General features: G+C 67.4%; 15 protein-coding genes and 5 pseudogenes. 10 read left to right on the top strand and 10 right to left on the bottom strand.

Annotated features, from left to right (window positions below; all coding sequences use genetic code 11):
- Positions 1 to 6 precede the first annotated feature (6 nt).
- On the bottom strand, positions 7 to 252 hold the full coding sequence (locus tag OG521_00150; GenBank protein ID WUW19280.1) for a hypothetical protein: 246 nt from the start codon (positions 250 to 252) through the stop codon (positions 7 to 9).
- Between the two features lie 107 nt (positions 253 to 359).
- On the opposite strand from OG521_00150, the gene OG521_00145 reads away from it, so the two are divergent.
- Together OG521_00145 and OG521_00140 are read left to right on the top strand one after the other, a co-directional pair.
- Positions 360 to 602 carry a hypothetical protein gene (locus OG521_00145; GenBank protein ID WUW19279.1) on the top strand — a complete coding sequence of 81 codons (243 nt, stop codon included), beginning with the start codon at positions 360 to 362 and terminating at the stop codon, positions 600 to 602.
- A 153-nt stretch (positions 603 to 755) separates the two neighbouring features.
- Positions 756 to 1199, top strand: coding sequence for a hypothetical protein (locus OG521_00140; protein ID WUW19278.1), 444 nt, complete (start codon positions 756 to 758; stop codon positions 1197 to 1199).
- A 328-nt stretch (positions 1200 to 1527) separates the two neighbouring features.
- On the opposite strand, the gene OG521_00135 is transcribed toward OG521_00140, so the two are convergent.
- Complete coding sequence (locus OG521_00135) at positions 1528 to 1863, bottom strand: YnfA family protein (GenBank protein ID WUW19277.1); 336 nt, start codon at positions 1861 to 1863, stop codon at positions 1528 to 1530.
- Between the two features lie 55 nt (positions 1864 to 1918).
- Positions 1919 to 2065 carry a hypothetical protein gene (locus tag OG521_00130; protein WUW19276.1) on the bottom strand — a complete coding sequence of 49 codons (147 nt, stop codon included), beginning with the start codon at positions 2063 to 2065 and terminating at the stop codon, positions 1919 to 1921.
- A 426-nt stretch (positions 2066 to 2491) separates the two neighbouring features.
- On the opposite strand from OG521_00130, the gene OG521_00125 reads away from it, so the two are divergent.
- On the top strand, positions 2492 to 2830 hold the full coding sequence (locus OG521_00125) for a DUF6292 family protein (GenBank protein WUW19275.1): 339 nt from the start codon (positions 2492 to 2494) through the stop codon (positions 2828 to 2830).
- A 315-nt stretch (positions 2831 to 3145) separates the two neighbouring features.
- A pseudogene (locus tag OG521_00120) lies at positions 3146 to 3379 on the top strand (hypothetical protein).
- On the opposite strand, the gene OG521_00115 reads toward OG521_00120, so the two are convergent.
- Together OG521_00115 and OG521_00110 are read right to left on the bottom strand one after the other, a co-directional pair.
- Positions 3285 to 3794, bottom strand: a complete 510-nt coding sequence (locus tag OG521_00115; protein WUW19274.1) for a DinB family protein — start codon at positions 3792 to 3794, stop codon at positions 3285 to 3287. The pseudogene OG521_00120 and the gene OG521_00115 overlap by 95 nt on opposite strands.
- A gap of 485 nt (positions 3795 to 4279) precedes the next feature.
- Positions 4280 to 4573 carry a transposase gene (locus OG521_00110; protein ID WUW19273.1) on the bottom strand — a complete coding sequence of 98 codons (294 nt, stop codon included), beginning with the start codon at positions 4571 to 4573 and terminating at the stop codon, positions 4280 to 4282.
- A 121-nt stretch (positions 4574 to 4694) separates the two neighbouring features.
- On the opposite strand from OG521_00110, the gene OG521_00105 reads away from it, so the two are divergent.
- The gene (locus tag OG521_00105; GenBank protein ID WUW19272.1) at positions 4695 to 5411 is read left to right on the top strand and encodes a DUF2993 domain-containing protein; all 717 of its coding nucleotides are present in this window, start codon (positions 4695 to 4697) and stop codon (positions 5409 to 5411) included.
- A 75-nt stretch (positions 5412 to 5486) separates the two neighbouring features.
- Here the strand turns inward: OG521_00105 and OG521_00100 are convergent, their stop codons facing one another.
- Positions 5487 to 6059: a hypothetical protein gene (locus OG521_00100; protein WUW19271.1), complete on the bottom strand. Its 573-nt coding sequence runs from the start codon at positions 6057 to 6059 to the stop codon at positions 5487 to 5489.
- 97 nt (positions 6060 to 6156) lie between these two features.
- Between OG521_00100 and OG521_00095 the strand changes: the two are divergent.
- Positions 6157 to 6330: pseudogene (locus tag OG521_00095) on the top strand (IS701 family transposase).
- Between the two features lie 142 nt (positions 6331 to 6472).
- Here the strand turns inward: OG521_00095 and OG521_00090 are convergent.
- Together OG521_00090 and OG521_00085 are read right to left on the bottom strand one after the other, a co-directional pair.
- Complete coding sequence (locus OG521_00090; protein ID WUW19270.1) at positions 6473 to 6811, bottom strand: inner-membrane translocator; 339 nt, start codon at positions 6809 to 6811, stop codon at positions 6473 to 6475.
- Between the two features lie 482 nt (positions 6812 to 7293).
- Positions 7294 to 8034 carry a hypothetical protein gene (locus OG521_00085; GenBank protein ID WUW19269.1) on the bottom strand — a complete coding sequence of 247 codons (741 nt, stop codon included), beginning with the start codon at positions 8032 to 8034 and terminating at the stop codon, positions 7294 to 7296.
- A 387-nt stretch (positions 8035 to 8421) separates the two neighbouring features.
- On the opposite strand from OG521_00085, the pseudogene OG521_00080 reads away from it, so the two are divergent.
- Together OG521_00080 and OG521_00075 are read left to right on the top strand one after the other, a co-directional pair.
- A pseudogene (locus OG521_00080) lies at positions 8422 to 9659 on the top strand (IS256 family transposase).
- Positions 9660 to 9701: 42 nt separating this feature from the next.
- Positions 9702 to 10115: pseudogene (locus tag OG521_00075) on the top strand (GNAT family N-acetyltransferase).
- A gap of 74 nt (positions 10116 to 10189) precedes the next feature.
- Here the strand turns inward: OG521_00075 and OG521_00070 are convergent.
- Both OG521_00070 and OG521_00065 read right to left on the bottom strand, forming a co-directional pair.
- Positions 10190 to 11348: pseudogene (locus OG521_00070) on the bottom strand (IS3 family transposase).
- 324 nt (positions 11349 to 11672) lie between these two features.
- Complete coding sequence (locus tag OG521_00065; protein ID WUW26531.1) at positions 11673 to 12164, bottom strand: GNAT family N-acetyltransferase; 492 nt, start codon at positions 12162 to 12164, stop codon at positions 11673 to 11675.
- Between the two features lie 230 nt (positions 12165 to 12394).
- On the opposite strand from OG521_00065, the gene OG521_00060 reads away from it, so the two are divergent.
- The gene (locus OG521_00060) at positions 12395 to 13273 is read left to right on the top strand and encodes a metallophosphoesterase (GenBank protein WUW19268.1); all 879 of its coding nucleotides are present in this window, start codon (positions 12395 to 12397) and stop codon (positions 13271 to 13273) included.
- Positions 13274 to 13497: 224 nt separating this feature from the next.
- Positions 13498 to 14070, top strand: a complete 573-nt coding sequence (locus tag OG521_00055) for a DUF4262 domain-containing protein (GenBank protein ID WUW19267.1) — start codon at positions 13498 to 13500, stop codon at positions 14068 to 14070.
- The last annotated feature ends 150 nt before the right edge of the window (positions 14071 to 14220 follow it).

Below are 14220 nucleotides of genomic sequence, written 5' to 3'. Positions count from 1 at the left end.
GAGTCCCTACCAACCCATGTTCTTGGCCACCTCGGCCTGCGCTGCGGCGATCTCTTCACCGGTGGACTCGATGATGTCCACCTCCTCCAGGCGTGCCAGCAGGTCTGCGAGAGCCTGCTTCTGAGCCGGGTGCGTGATCGGCACGGTGTTCAGGTCGGTGCTCATCAGCCAGTCGAACAGCACGATCGCGTCAGCACGCCACAGGCGGAGATCGACGGTTGGTGTAGACCCCCAGGGGAACCCAGTTTCCATGGGAGCATCTTGCCAGGTCAGCGCGCTGTGGCGCGTCACAGATCAACGACCACGCGGCTGCCCGCCCAACCTTCGGCGTCGAGGTCAGAAGAAAAAGAACAAGCTTAGTGAACGTCTCCCCGGACCCGATCACGAACCGGGAAATCGCGGCGCAGGAGCGGGAGAAGCTGCTCGACTTCTTCGCGCGCGGCCTGTGCTGCACCACTGCCAGCGCCTTCGGGACCGGCCACGGGGAGCCGAGCGCGGAAGCTCTCACGAAGGCCCGGACGGTGGCTGATGACTACCTGGCCGCCTACGAGGAGTGGCTGGTGAAACTCGCCGCCGACAACGCGGCACCGGGCCTGCAGTGACCCGGGGGCCCGGCGTCGACCTCGCGGTACTCCTGCCTTCAAAAAGTTACACACTGTAGCCGATTCGGATGATCTCTTGCAGGATCGCGGATTGCTGTCAGGCTGCTGGGCGCGGCCTTGATAGACAAAATCGTGACACCCATTGGAGGCTCCATGCGAGTACGCAGTGTAATCGCCGCCGCGGTTCTGCCCGCTGCCACCCTGTCCGTGGCCACGCTGATTTCGGCCTACGCCGCCACTCCGGCCGCGCATGCGCACGGAGCCGCCTCGGCCAGGGCTGAGAAGGCGGGCCTCTGCCGCATCATGGAATTCAACCGCGTCAATGATGAAATCGGGCACTACAGCGCTGTTCTGACGGACAGCAGCGGCCCCATTCGGGGGCAGGTCGTGGAGTTCGAGACCAACATTAGTGACGTCCATCTCGGCAGTGTCGAATCCGGCCCGGACGGGCGGGTCGAGCTCGATCTCAGGTCCAAGCTGGACACGTCGACCAACGAGGGCCAGACCCTCTACGGTCAGCTGCTGCACGCCGGGCTCAGGGCTCATTCCACCGTCCCGGGGACGAACATTGAGTGCAGTGCAACGCGCACGGCCTGACCGGGCATTGCCCGCAGGCAGAACGCGCAACTGGCTCGTGCCTGCCCCCGCTCCCGGGCCGCTCCGCTGCCCCCCGCTCAACCAGGAGGTAGCACCGTCGCCCCGCCCCGCCCTGCCCGGGGCCGGCAGGGCGGGGCGCAGCGGGGGTTCGTAAAGGGGGCGGGAGCTTGACGGCTCGGGGGCACCGGGCCTGACGGCCCGTTCAGTATGAGTGGCCCGGCGGCGCGGGGTTGACGGGGTGCCGCGTGCGGGGTGATCCGCTGCGCTCCTCACCCCACGGGGCGTGCCGGTCCGCTGCGCTCCCCGGACCGAGCGCTCCGCGCTCTCGTCAGTTGCCGCGCGGGGCGTACATGAGGACGCCCATCCCGATGAGGCAGATGACGGCGCCGGTGATGTCGTAGCGGTCGGGGCGGTAGCCGTCGGCGACCATGCCCCAGGCGATCGATCCGGCGACGAAGACGCCGCCGTACGCGGCGAGGATGCGCCCGAAGTTGCCGTCGGACTGGAGGGTGGCGACGAACCCGTACAGGCCGAGCGTGATGACGCCGGCGCCGATCCAGATCCAGCCCTTGTGCTCGCGCACGCCCTGCCACACCAGCCAGGCCCCTCCGATCTCGGACAGCGCGGCGACGACGAACAGGGCGATGGAGCGGGCGACGAGCACGGAGGCAGGGTCTTTCTGGCAGAGGACGAGCGAGAGGAAGTCGGTGGTGGGCCGGTCAGGCGGCCGGGCCGAAGAGGTCGGTGAGCAGGCCCGTGCCGTCGGCGGGGGCGCGGACTTCGAGGTGCAGCTCCTGGCCATCGAGGTGGAGCCGGAAGTCGAAGAAGGGGCAGCACTGCTGTTCGTCGGCGGCGAGCGCGGCCACCGCGGCGGTCCGCGCGGCGGGCAGGGGTGCTCACACTGCCGACGGTAGACCTTCTACCTGGCTCGAAGGCCAAGCGTCCCGGCCATACTTCTGACGGCGCGCGACCACCATCGCCCCCCGCCCCGCCCTCCCGGGGCCGCCAAGGCGTAGCGAGGGGGCGCAGCAGGGGTTCGGGCAGGTGCGGGCCGTGACGGGGCGCAGCGGGGGTTCGTAAAGGGGGCGGGAGCCTGACGGCTCGGGCGCACTGGGCCTGACGGCCCGTTCAGTATGAGTGGCCCGGTGGCGGGGGGTTGACGGGGTGCCGCGTGCGGGGTGATCCGCTGCGCTCCTCGGACCGAGCGCTGCGCGCTCTCATGCCCGAGGGGGCCGGCCCGCCGGGCCGCTTCGCGCCCCGCCAGTCCGGCCCCCTCCCTGTTCGGGAGCGCGGTGCGCGCCCGAACGGGCCCCGGCCGCTGCGCGGCAGGGGCGCACCTAGCCGACGTTGCCACCGCCCTGCACCGAGCCGGCTGGACCACCACCGAGGCCGTGCCCGACGTCCAGCACCCCGCCGACGAACAGGTCGTCGCCGTGCTCGTCCTCGATGCCGAGCACGCCCCGGCCCCTGTCCTGGTGTGGGACGAGCGGCACGGGTGGCGCACCGCGACATCCCGCCGACACCCCGTCGCCCGGGGCGCCGTTATCCCTCCGGAGGGCGAGGATGTGCGCTACCTCGCGGAAGGCACCACGCCGACGCCCGGCGACGTCGTCACCGCCCTCACCCCCTGAACCCGCAGCCCGGACCGGCCCCGGCTGGCATCTCGAGAGCAAGATCGACGGACACCGTTCTCAGGCCGCCTTATCGGCAGCCGCGGAGCCGGGGAACGAGTACGGACGCGCGCGTCCAGACGTGACAAGAAAATCGAACACGCGATCTAATGCGGGGAATGGGTGCCCCCCTCCCGCCGGCCTTGTCCAGGCCCGGCGCGACCTCAACACCACGTACGACGCCCTCGCAGCACCCCGCCAGTACGGCAACACCGCACTGCGCCGCCGCCTGCTCCTCCTGTCCGCCCGCATCTGGTGGCACCCCTTCTGGAACACCACGCCCGCCATCCCGACGTGCTCGCCGCCCAGCGCCGCGAGCGGGCCCGGATCCGCAGCGAGAAGGGCATCCGATGGGGCGGACGCCCCCTCGCCTCCGCGGCCTGCGGAACCCGGCGAACCTCATCCGGTCACAGGATCAGCCGGCGTAGGGGTTACCGCCGAGCCACGTGGCGCCGTCGATCAGTTCGCGTGCCGCGTCCAAGTGGCCGCCGTGGCAGGCGACTTCGGTGAGCACGTGGATCAGGATGCGCCGCACATCAGGCAGTCGCCAGGTCGGCCAGAACTCCCCAGGCCAAGCAGCCGGCTCCTGGTCGAGCGCCGTGGCGGCGAGCACAGTGTCCGCGGCCGTGATGGCTGCCCGGTAATCGGCGAAGACCTGCTCGGCGCTCATCCCCTCGGGCACGTACCAGTGCGCCTCCGCGCCCGCAGTGAACTGTCCGGCCACATCCGGATCGCCCGCGATCACCCCGAGGAACCAGAAGCGTTCGACGTCCACGGTGAGGTGACGCAGCAACGCCAGACAGCTCCAGCCGCTGGGCAGGACCGGCCGCCGCAGATCCTCCTCCGGCAGTCCTTCGAGGACTCCGATGACGTGATTGCGCTGGTGGTCAAGAGCATTCTTGAGGGCGTCGAGTTCGGCGTCCACCGCACGGTGCGCAGATCGGCGAGGCGTTCCAGGGCCCCCGCCAGCAGTCTCTCCCAGCTCTCCTGTCGTACCTGTCGCACTCGCCATAACGCGCCTCCGGTCTCCTGCAGATCATCTGCGGCCTGGACGCTACACCGGGGCTACAACAACACCTGGCCGAGCACGTACGAGGCCCACCCTGCGAGCACCCCCACTGGCAGGTCCTCGGAGCCGCTCAGCGCCACGTCGTCCGGCTCCCGCCAACCCGGTAAACCTTGCCGGTCAGAGCTGCCAGCACCAGAGAGCCTCCAGCATCTGACGATGTCCGGGGCTCTCTCCGGACACTCCACCGCGCTGCCCTTCCCGGCAGACGTCCGCCTTCTTGGCGTTGGGGAGGATCACCGCGTGATGTTGATCCGTCAGCTGGCTTTGTTCACGAGAACGGGTTCTGGCGCAACTGCTGGGTTCTGTCGCCGATTTTTTTTTGGGGGGGGGTGACCTCTTGATCATGGTGAGAGGAGGATGCGGCGTCGCAGGAGATCGAAGTTGGTGCGGCCGCACATATGCCTCTTCAGGAGCTTGATCCTGGTGGCGTTTCCCTCGACTGCTCCGGATGTGTAGGTCGTGGTGAGGGCTGCGTGGTCGCGTCGCATGCCATTGGCCAGGGTGCGGAGGTCGCGTTGTCCGTCGAGGCGGACGTCGGCCATCCAGACGCCGAGAGCGAGGTGTTCACTGCGGCGGTCGCGGATCATGAATGCCAGGCGGCGTGCGTAGGCGACGGTCGTGGCCGGCGCGAACATTTGCTGTACAGACCCGGTGGGCAGGCGACCTGGGCCGGCGTTACTATTCCCCGTCGTCGTGTCTCTGTTCGGCGGCGTGGCCGCTGCCAGGGGGGCGCGGCAACGGGATGGGGGCAGGGGAATGAGACGGCGTTGGGTCAAGGTGCTTGCGATCGTGGTCGTCGTGCTGGCTGTGCTGTTTACGGTGGCGGACCGGTTCGCGGTGCACTTCGCGGAGGGGGAGGCGGCTCATCTCGCGCAGCAGAAGTACGGTTACGGTGCGGGCTCGACGGATGGTTTCACCCATGTGTCGATCCATGGTTACCCGTTCCTGACGCAGGCGGCGGGCCGCGAGCTCGGCCATGTCACGATCAGTGCGGGGAACTTCTCGCTCAGCACGACGTCGAACGCGCAAGGCGACTACCTCGACGTGCGGAAGCTCGCCCTCGACCTGCACGACGTGACGGTCACCTCGCTGTCCTCCCGCACGGCGCAGGCGAACCTCGTCACCGGCGACGTGTCCTTCTCCTACGAGGCGCTGTCCGGTGTGATCACGCGGCTGATGGGCAAGGGCGGGGCACTCACCGTCGGCCCTGCGGCCGGGTCGCACGGGCAGGAGGCGCGGATCCGGGTCAGCGGCACCTGGGACGGCCGTAAGGTCGACACCGGCGGAAGTCTGCTGGCGCAGGGCGACGAGATCAGCGTCGCGGTGCCGGGCATCGGTGGACACTCCTACGTGTGGCGGGTGTCCCTGCCGCAGAACGCCGGCTTCACCGCTGCCCGTTCCACGCCGTCGGGCGTGGACTTCGGGATCACCGGCCACCAGGTCGTCCTCGGTTCCTCGATGTACACGAGGTGACGGGCCGCGCACCGATGACGTGGCGCGACCCGCGGCCGGGTACCCGAAGAAGCGGAGCCCTCTCCGGATGCCCGGCTACTCCAGCCGTAGGTCGTGATCTGTGGTCTGTGCCGATTGGGATGACCAGTTTGTTGCCGTGATGGCGTCGCGTGCGATGTCGGTGACGGAGCGGCCGTCGGTGGGTACTCGTGCGACCCATGGAGGCGCGGTGGCTTCCAGGTGTTGGGCCATGGCAGTGCTCCGGGTGACGTGGGCGTCGAGTTGGCTTCCGATCTCCCGGGTGCCCAGGCGCTGCCGGGCGGTTGCGTCGTCGGCGGTCAGGAGGACCGCGGTGATGCGGGGTGTGCCGCCCGTGGCGCGGGCGATCAGGTCGGGCTCCAGAACGGAGACGGTGTTGGTGTAGATCAGCCTGCGGTATCCCAGAGCGGCGTAGTTGCGCCAGATGGCGGCGAGGTTTGCCTCGGTCATCTTCGTGCGGGCGGGGTCGTCGGCCGGGGCGGGGAATGCCTGGTCCAGGTTGTCGCCCTCGATCAGGCAGTGGGCGGTGTGTAGGGCTTGCAGTTGCGCGGAGATCTCCCAGCCGACCGTGGTCTTGCCGACTCCGGCGCGGCCCCCGATGAGGAGTGCTTCGTATGCTGCGGCCTGCACAGGTGGTCTCCTCGCGTTCGCAGGGGCCGATGGCGTCTGAGGCGACGAGGGTGCAGCCACCGTTGATCATTGGTGTGTGAAGACAAACGATCATGCGGTGGCCGCGGGACACAGGGCAGACCCTGCCCGCTGTCAGGAGGCGTTCGACGGCCTGATGGGCCGGATCGCAGGTCGGTTCGCGTGGGTCGAACCACGCCGCCGCGTAGGGAAGTTGGTGCTCGGGCTGCTGGCGGACCTACCGCCTAAGAACTGCTGGACCATGACGTGGTCCTCCCAGGCCGAGCGGGTCACGGTATCGGTCGTATAGGTGAGATGGCTGCCAGCGCCCTCTGGTATCAATATCGCTCGTACGCCCCGGTCCAGCACGGCTTTCCTGTGCCAGGGCATCTTCGGCTGCCGTGGCAGCACGGGGGTCACGGCCAGGATGTCAGCGCGATGAGTGCCACAAGGGCGCAGAGAATCATCTGCACCGCCCCGATGGCGTGGTGTCCGATCCGCAGCAGTACGACGGCTGTTATGCCGACCACGAGGGCCAGCGCACCGAAACCCAGGACCGGAGCCCAGTCTTGGGGCGACCCGCTGGTCGCGGTCTGCCCGGAGCTGCTGTCCATCCGGTCCAGCCCTCGAACTGCGAGCACGATGGCGATCAGCAGTGCGGCCGCCACATCCGCCACCAGCACAAGCAGTAGCAGACAACCTCCGGTGAGCGCGTCCTTCCTGCCGGAAGGCTGTGAGCCGTCACGATCAGACATGTCCCCACCATCACTCGGAAAACATCCTTCCGAACGGTCCATTGCCGAGTCGTAACCCAGACGTACTCCCGCCTCTATGGACCTGGCCGGCCCGTACCTGTCCGACGTGGCTGCCGCCCTGCACCGGGCTGGCTGGACCACCACCGAGGCCGTGCCCGATGTCCAGTACCCCGCCCTCACCGGTCACCTGCAGCCCGCCGGCCTGAGCCCGGGCCACCACCTGAGCCACCAGAGCATCATCCACACCGGCCTCGTCCGTCCCGGCGCCCATCGTCACGCCAGTCATCAACTGCCGCTCTCTGCATGGGAGTTACACCGTGCACGGTGCAGTCCCTGGCGAACCGGGAACGCCGGTAGAGAGGGCGCAGCAGACGCAGGCACGACAGGGCGGCGCACGGGATGACTGCGCGGGAGGACGGTTCTGTCTCTTTGGTCGGCCCCGGGTCCACTCCGCGGGGGCCAGGCCGTCGCCCTTGCGGGGGTCAGTCCGTGTCGGAGGACGGCGCGGGCATGTCCCACACGATGTAGTGGAACCGCTCGCCCTTGTCGCTGGTGCTCAACCACTGGACTCCGGCAAGGTGGTTTGCACTGGTCGGGATGCAGTACCAGGTGCCCTCGTCGAAGCCGTCTTGGATGTTGCCGGTCTGCTTGACCTCGGAGCCTGCGAGTGCTGTCGCGCACGTCTTGGCGGTGGCGCCGCCGGAGGGGTGGGCTACGCGTCCGTTCATGCCCGAGAAGTACGCGACGTCTTCGGCCAAGTAGATGTCCGGGGCTTTGACGGACTCTCCGACAGTGCCGTTTTCGAGATCCGCGCTGTTCCCTACGGGCAGCGTGAATTCGCCCCTCTTGAGGATCTTCACGGTAGCCGTGTCTGATGGGGAGGGTTCCAGCGTCGTCAGATCGCTGCCGCTGGCAGTCTCTTCCGGTTCCGGTGAATCGCTGACGTCGACAGTCGCCGATTCCCGGGCCGTGGCCGAGGCGCCAGCGGCCGGACTCGCATCACCGGAGTCCTTGTTGCTGCTCTGTGCGAATACGGTGGCGAGGACGCCGACGACAGGTATCAGGATGCCGACGACCCACCAGGACCACGCCGGCGGCCCGTGATGAGCCGGCTCCGGCGGATCGGGTGTAGGCCTTGGTGGCTCCGGCGGATCGGGTGTGAGCCTTGGTGGCTGCGACGGCATCGGTGGGTGAGGTTGCAGTCCGTCCGGCTCGCGCGTCATGGCGGTGTGTCCCCTGTGTCTCCCGCTCGTGAACCCGAAGATCCTTACCGTACACGGATTGATCAGGTCCACGCCACGAAGTTGGAGCAACAGGCGTCAACTCCCTTCGCATGAAGGCAATGTGACGCGACTCGCGTCGTACCTGCCCAGCGGGAGACCCACGGCGCACGCCCTGGCCGGACGGCTCTCGCCTTCCCCGCCAGGCCGTCTCGCGCCGAACCTGAACCGGGCAGAGACGGCCAACACCATGAGGGCAGCGTGCCCGGAGCAATGCTCATGACCTGTGGATCGGCCTCGGGGTGGACGCGAAGGGCGTACCTTCCCGAGTGATCGACTTCTGGTCATCGAGTAGGCCGACGTTGCACCGTCGGTTAGCAAGGCACGCCCGTGCTGAGCGTGGTGAATGCCGATGGAACGACCGAGACCGGCTCTCTGATCGACGACATCGTCCGGGAGGCGAATGCTGGCCGCCGCTCTGGAGGCTGAAGTCAACTCCCACATAGCGGAGTTGGCCGACCAGCGGGACGAGAGTGGGCGCCGCTTGGTGGTCCGCAACGGCTATCACCAGACCAGGAAGGTCGCGACCGCGGCCGGGGTGATCGAGGTGAAGGCCCCACGCATCAACGACAAGCGCATCAACGAGGCAACCGGCGAGCGCAAGCGGTTCTCCTCGGCGATCCTGCCGCCGTGGTGCCGCAAGTCCCCGAAGATCAGCGAGGTGCTGCCGCTCCTCTACCTCCACGGCCTGTCCAGCGGGGACTTCGTGCCCGCGCTCGAGCAGTTCCTCGGCTGGCCTGTCGCCGGCCACTGTCATCCGGCTGACCGCCCAGTGGCAGGCTGACCACAAGGCGTTCAGCGAGCGCGACCTGTCCACCACGGACTACGTCTACGTCTGGGCCGACGGTATTCACCTGCGCATACGGCTGGAGGAGGCGAAGGCCGCGGTCCTGGTCGTCATGGGCGTGCGCGCTGACGGAACCAAGGAGCTGATCGCAATGGCCGACGGCTACCGCGAGTCCACGGAGTCCTGGGCGAGCCTGCTGCGAGACTGCCAGCGGCGCGGCATGCGCGCTCCCGTCCTCGCCGTCGGTGACGGAGCCCTGGGCTTCTGGAACGCGTTGAACGAGGTCTTCCCCGAAACCCGCCACCAAAGGTGCTGGGTTCACAAGACGGCCAACTGCCTCGACAGCCTCCCGAAGTCAGCTCAGCCCGCGGCAAAGAAGGCCATCCAGGACATCTACAACGCCGAGGACAAGGAGCACGCGGCCGCCGCGGTCAAGGCGTTCGCCAAGCAGTACAGCGCGAAGTTCCCCAAGGCCGTCAAGAAGATCGTCGATGACGAGGACGAACTGCTCGCGTTCTACGACTTCCCCGCCGAGCACTGGATCCATCTGCGGACAACCAACCCCATCGAGTCGACCTTTGCGACCGTCCGTCTGCGAACCAAGGTCACCAAGGGCGCCGGATCCCGGGCTGCCGCCCTGGCGATGGTCTTCAAGCTCGTCGAGTCCGCCCAGGCCCGGTGGCGAGCCGTGAATGCACCCCACCTCGTTGCCCTCGTCCGCACTGGGGCCCGCTTTGAACGCGGCCAGCTCCTTGAACGGTCGCAGACGACCGCGGCGTGAATAGGGTGGCGGACCTGCCTCGAAGTTCGAGAACATCCGGTCATGTTGGATGGCACGGCAGGACAGGACCTTCCGGTCGGCCTCGGGTTCCGGCCGTATCGCGGCGACGAGGACCACGGCGCCATGGCCGCGGTGCGGCTGGGGTGTGTTGAACGGGACCGGGTCGATGTCCATTCGGTAGTGGAAGGGCTCCCGACAGCGGCCGAGATCGGCGAAGCTTCTGCCAAGTTGGAGGAGCCCGCCAAGAACCAGATCTTGGTGGTGCTCGACGAGAGCGTCGTCGGCTATGCGACGATCCGGTGGTGGCAAGAGCGGGACGATACGTGGCTGTACCTGCACCGCGGCTACCTCTTGCCCGAGCATCGCGGCCAGGGCATCGGCTCAGCCATGCTGAGCTGGGCCGAAGAGCGGATCCGCCAGCTCGTCAAACAGCATGGAACGGCGCGGACGGCAGTGGGGCCTTGACCCCGAATCCTGAACACGGCATATGCGGCTTGTGCCAGCGTAGTTGGTGTGAGGTGGAAGGCGTTCTCGAAGGCGATCGGTGATCGTTGTCCGAGGCGGGAGTGTCGGCGTCGGGTGTTGTAGCGGTGGAGCCATCTGAAGGCGTCGAGTCGCGCCTCACGCTCGTCTGGCCAGCTCTTTCGTCCCTGCAAGGTCTCGCGTTTGAAGGTCGCGTTGAAGGATTCGGCGAGTGCGTTGTCCGCGCTGGAACCGACCGCGCTCATGCTTTGCCGAACCCCTGCTGACCTGCATGCTTCGGCGAATGCTCTGCTCGTGTACTGTGCTCCGTGGTCGGTGTGCATGATCGATCCGGCGAGGCTGCCGCGGTGCGGATCGCCGCGGCCAGGGCGCCGGTGACGAGGTCCGCGCGCATGTGGTCGGCGATCGCCCAGCCGGCCAGACGGCGCGAGGCGAGGTCGATGACGGTCGCCAGGTAGCAGAACTTCCCGCCGTCGATGGGCAGGTAGGTGATGTCGCCGACGTACTTCGTGTTCGGCCTGTCCGCTGTGAAGTCGCGGACGATCAGGTCCGGGGCCTTGGCCGCAGCCTGATCTGGGACGGTGGTGCGGTGCCGGCGGCGAAGGCGGACTCCTTCGATCCCGGACGCCCTCATGGTCCTGGCGACCCGCTTGCGGTTGACCGCCTCACCGTTCTCCTCGCGAAGCTCGGCAGTGATTCTGGGGGCGCCGTAAGTGCCGTCCGATTCCTGATGCACCGCCCGTATCCGGGCCGCCAGGCGGGCATCAGCCGCCCGCCTGGCGGCCCGGTCAGCGGCCGTCCGTTGCCAGTAGTAGAAGCTCGAGCGGCTGACTCCGAGGATGCTGCACAGCCGCTTCACGCCGTGACGGCGCTGGAGGTCGGCGACACACTGGAAGCGGTTCACCAGCGCGTCTCCCCGGCGAAATACTTCGCCGCTTTGCGCAGGATCTCGCGTTCCTCCTCCAGCTCACGGACCTTCTTCCGCAAGGCTGCGTTCTCCGCTTCCAGCGGGGCCGGCGGCTGAGAGGGTTCCTGCGTCCGCCGTCCCCGAGGACGGCTTACTCCGGCTGCCCGAACCCAGTTCCGCAACGTCTCCGGGTTGATCCCCAGATCGGCGGCGACCGACCTGATCGTCGCTTCGGGCCGCGACTCGTACAGCGCGACCGCGTCCGCCTTGAACTGCGGCGGGTAGTTCTTCATGACCACGAGATGTCCGTTCTCAGATCCGCAGGATCCAGTGTCTCGTGTGTCCAACATCAGGGGTCAAGGCCCTGGATCCATCTGCTCGTCTTCACTGCCCTCGATGAACCACAGGGCATCGACCAAGGCCGCGGCCAGGGCGTGAGTCAGAGACGAGTACACGGGCATGAAGGCGGTCTCCCAGCAGGTCACGGCAGCAGAGTCCGGCCATCCCACCACACAACACTGACATCACACTCAGTCAGCCCTCCACGGAAGGTGAGCCAGAACCGCGACGGGTTCTGGCTCAACTTCTGTGAAGAGTGCACGTGAGTGATGAACGATCAGGGGTCAGTTCAGGCGTCCCTCGGGGAACCTGAACTCCATGAGGAGGTCCTCGGCCTCGCTTGACACCTGCTGGAAGCCGGCCTTCTCCCAGGCGCGTACGGCCCGCTGGTTCCCTCTCACGGGATCGACTGTCACACGCCGCCACCTGAGGTTCCCGCCCAAGTGCGCAAGGAGCACGCGAGCGGCATCCGGTCCCAAGCCCCGTCCCCTTGCTTCCGGTGCCAATACCATGTCGATGCCGCCTTCAGCCGCTCGGGCCCGCCAGTACTGTGCGTAGCCCACCGGCGTGCTCCCTGCCAGTACGAGGAAGGACTCCACACGCGGCCGGCGCCTCCCCACGTACTTCTCAGCCACCTCGGCACGCGAAATCGGTAGTCCGCCCCAGTGCTCGACGAAGTCGGGGGAGGCGAACCACTGGGCCAGCAGGTCCAAATCACTCTCGGTTGTCGGGACAAGACGGGTCAGCTCTCCGTCGAGAACGACTCCACCGGCCATCAGTCGCTCTCCCGTTCGGCTTGGAAGCGCACGCATGGCAGAAAGTTACGGCATCACAGAAGTTGCGCCAGAGCCCGAGACTGGGCAGCAGTTGTTCAGCACTTCGGACAGCACCCAGCTCTGTCGCCGTTCGATTTCAGGGGCAGGGTAGCCGGGGTCGGCAGATGGGAGGGAGCGCGTAGTGAGAAAGGCCCTGGCCCGGCGTGGGTGCTGGAGGCTAGCGTCAGCTCATGCGTATCTTGCATCTCTCCGACACCCATCTCGATCGGTCCGGCGGCCCTGACGCCGATGGCGCGGATGGCACTGCTGCACTGCGCGGGCTGCTGGCCGAACTGGGCCATCTGCGCGACCTCGGCGCGGTGGTGGTCACCGGCGACGTCGCGGACGACGGTTCGCGCGAGGCATACGCACGGGCGCGTGAACTCCTGGCCGACTACGCGGGCCGACGAGGGGCTAACGTCTTCTACACGACTGGTAACCACGACGACCGCACCGCATTCGCCGACGTGCTCGGCATCGGCCACTTCCAGCCCGAGACGGCATATGAGGGAGCGGCCGGTGAGCGGGCGGGGGCGAGCACAGTGGATGGATGGCGGCTGATCACACTGGACACGCTCGTGCCGGGCAAGGGTTACGGCCGGCTGGACGGCGGCCAACTCGACTGGCTCCGCGAACTGCTGGCCACGGCGGCACCGGTGGGCACCGTCCTGGCCTTCCACCACCCGCCGGTCGCACTGGACGTCGAGGTTCAGCGAGCGCTGGGCCTGCAGAACAGCGCCGAACTGGCCGAGACGATCCGCGGGACCGACGTCCAGCTCATCCTCTGCGGGCACTTCCACCTGCAGATCCTGGGGCGCCTGGAGCAGGCCACCGTCTCGGTCACGCCTGGCGTCGTGAGCCGCATCGACTTGACCGCCCGCCCCGGCACCGAGCGCGCCGTCCACGGCCCGTCGGCCTCCCTCGTCCACCTCGGATCGCCCCACGGCCCACTCATCCACACGCTCCACGCCCGGGATCCACGAATGGGGGAGACGGTCTACGAGGCCGACGAAGAGGAGATGCGCGAGGTCATCGGAAGGCTCGGACCCTCCGCAGCGAGCCCGACCTGAGTCTGGGACACACTTGACCGCCCCACTTGCCCCTCGTTACGGCTGCTTGCTGTTCGAATCGGGAGCCCGTCTGGGCGCTGTCCGAAGTGCTGAACAACTGCTGCCCAATCTCGGTTCTGGCACAGATCTTGGGGACCGGTCGCAGAGGGACCGCGTCGTTCGATTGAAAGGGTGGTCGCGAGCCCGGCTGTCCGGCCCGAACGCTCACCTCCTAGCCTCCACGTATGACTGCTGATCCGTTCCAGTGCCGCTGCGTCCTCTGCCATGACTACGGCGACCGAGACGAAGCGGACCGCATGGATCTGACGATCATCGAGAATGTGCAGCAGCACGGATGGCACGTCGTCATGGTTCCCGAGGACGACGCCGGTCCTGGATTCGCTTACACGATCGGCCTCGCACACACTCACGGCGCTTCCGAGCTCGCCATGTTCGGACTCGATATCCACGCCATGCACCGCATGCTCAACAGCATCGGAGAGAAGTCCGCCGCCGGCGCTGTACTGGCTGACGGCCAGAGGCACCCTGGCATTGTCGACGGTCACCACGTCGCGCTCAGGCACGTTGACCTCCGCTGGTACCGGACCTTCTTCGGGCGGGCCATCGGGTTCTACCGACGACCTCCCTTCCCTGTTCTGCAAGTCGCGTGGCCCGACGCGGATGACCGTTTTCACTGGGAAGAACAGGCTGACGAACGGCATCGGCTGTCGCAGCCTCAGTTGTGGCAGCCGCCGAGTGAGCACCCTGACCAACTCGGTCTGGACCGTCGGCGTCGCGGGCGCTATGGCGCCGGTTAGTCAGACGATTACGTGGCGAGAAACGTTGCTTTACTGAGGTAGGGGGAATTCAGATGTTTTCAACTCTGCGGAATGTAATTGCAAGTACAGTTTTCCTCCTGTGTGTTGGGCTCGTCTCTGCGTGCGGCTCGACGCCTGACTTGGGTGATG

Source organism: Streptomyces sp. NBC_01463 (assembly GCA_036227345.1).
Lineage (GTDB): Bacteria > Actinomycetota > Actinomycetes > Streptomycetales > Streptomycetaceae > Streptomyces.
The sequence above is the reverse complement of the archived record's forward strand: the minus strand, read 5'-3'. Positions and strand labels throughout refer to the sequence as shown.

Coding starts and splice junctions, on each gene's coding strand:
- OG521_00060 (WUW19268.1), top strand. CDS start 12,395: ATGCGTATCTTGCATCTCTCCGACACCCATCTCGATCGGTCCGGCGGC.
- OG521_00065 (WUW26531.1), bottom strand. CDS start 12,164: ATGGCCGGTGGAGTCGTTCTCGACGGAGAGCTGACCCGTCTTGTCCCG.
- OG521_00090 (WUW19270.1), bottom strand. CDS start 6,811: ATGTCTGATCGTGACGGCTCACAGCCTTCCGGCAGGAAGGACGCGCTC.
- OG521_00105 (WUW19272.1), top strand. CDS start 4,695: ATGAGACGGCGTTGGGTCAAGGTGCTTGCGATCGTGGTCGTCGTGCTG.
- OG521_00055 (WUW19267.1), top strand. CDS start 13,498: ATGACTGCTGATCCGTTCCAGTGCCGCTGCGTCCTCTGCCATGACTAC.
- OG521_00140 (WUW19278.1), top strand. CDS start 756: ATGCGAGTACGCAGTGTAATCGCCGCCGCGGTTCTGCCCGCTGCCACC.
- OG521_00085 (WUW19269.1), bottom strand. CDS start 8,034: ATGACGCGCGAGCCGGACGGACTGCAACCTCACCCACCGATGCCGTCG.
- OG521_00110 (WUW19273.1), bottom strand. CDS start 4,573: ATGTTCGCGCCGGCCACGACCGTCGCCTACGCACGCCGCCTGGCATTC.
- OG521_00150 (WUW19280.1), bottom strand. CDS start 252: ATGGAAACTGGGTTCCCCTGGGGGTCTACACCAACCGTCGATCTCCGC.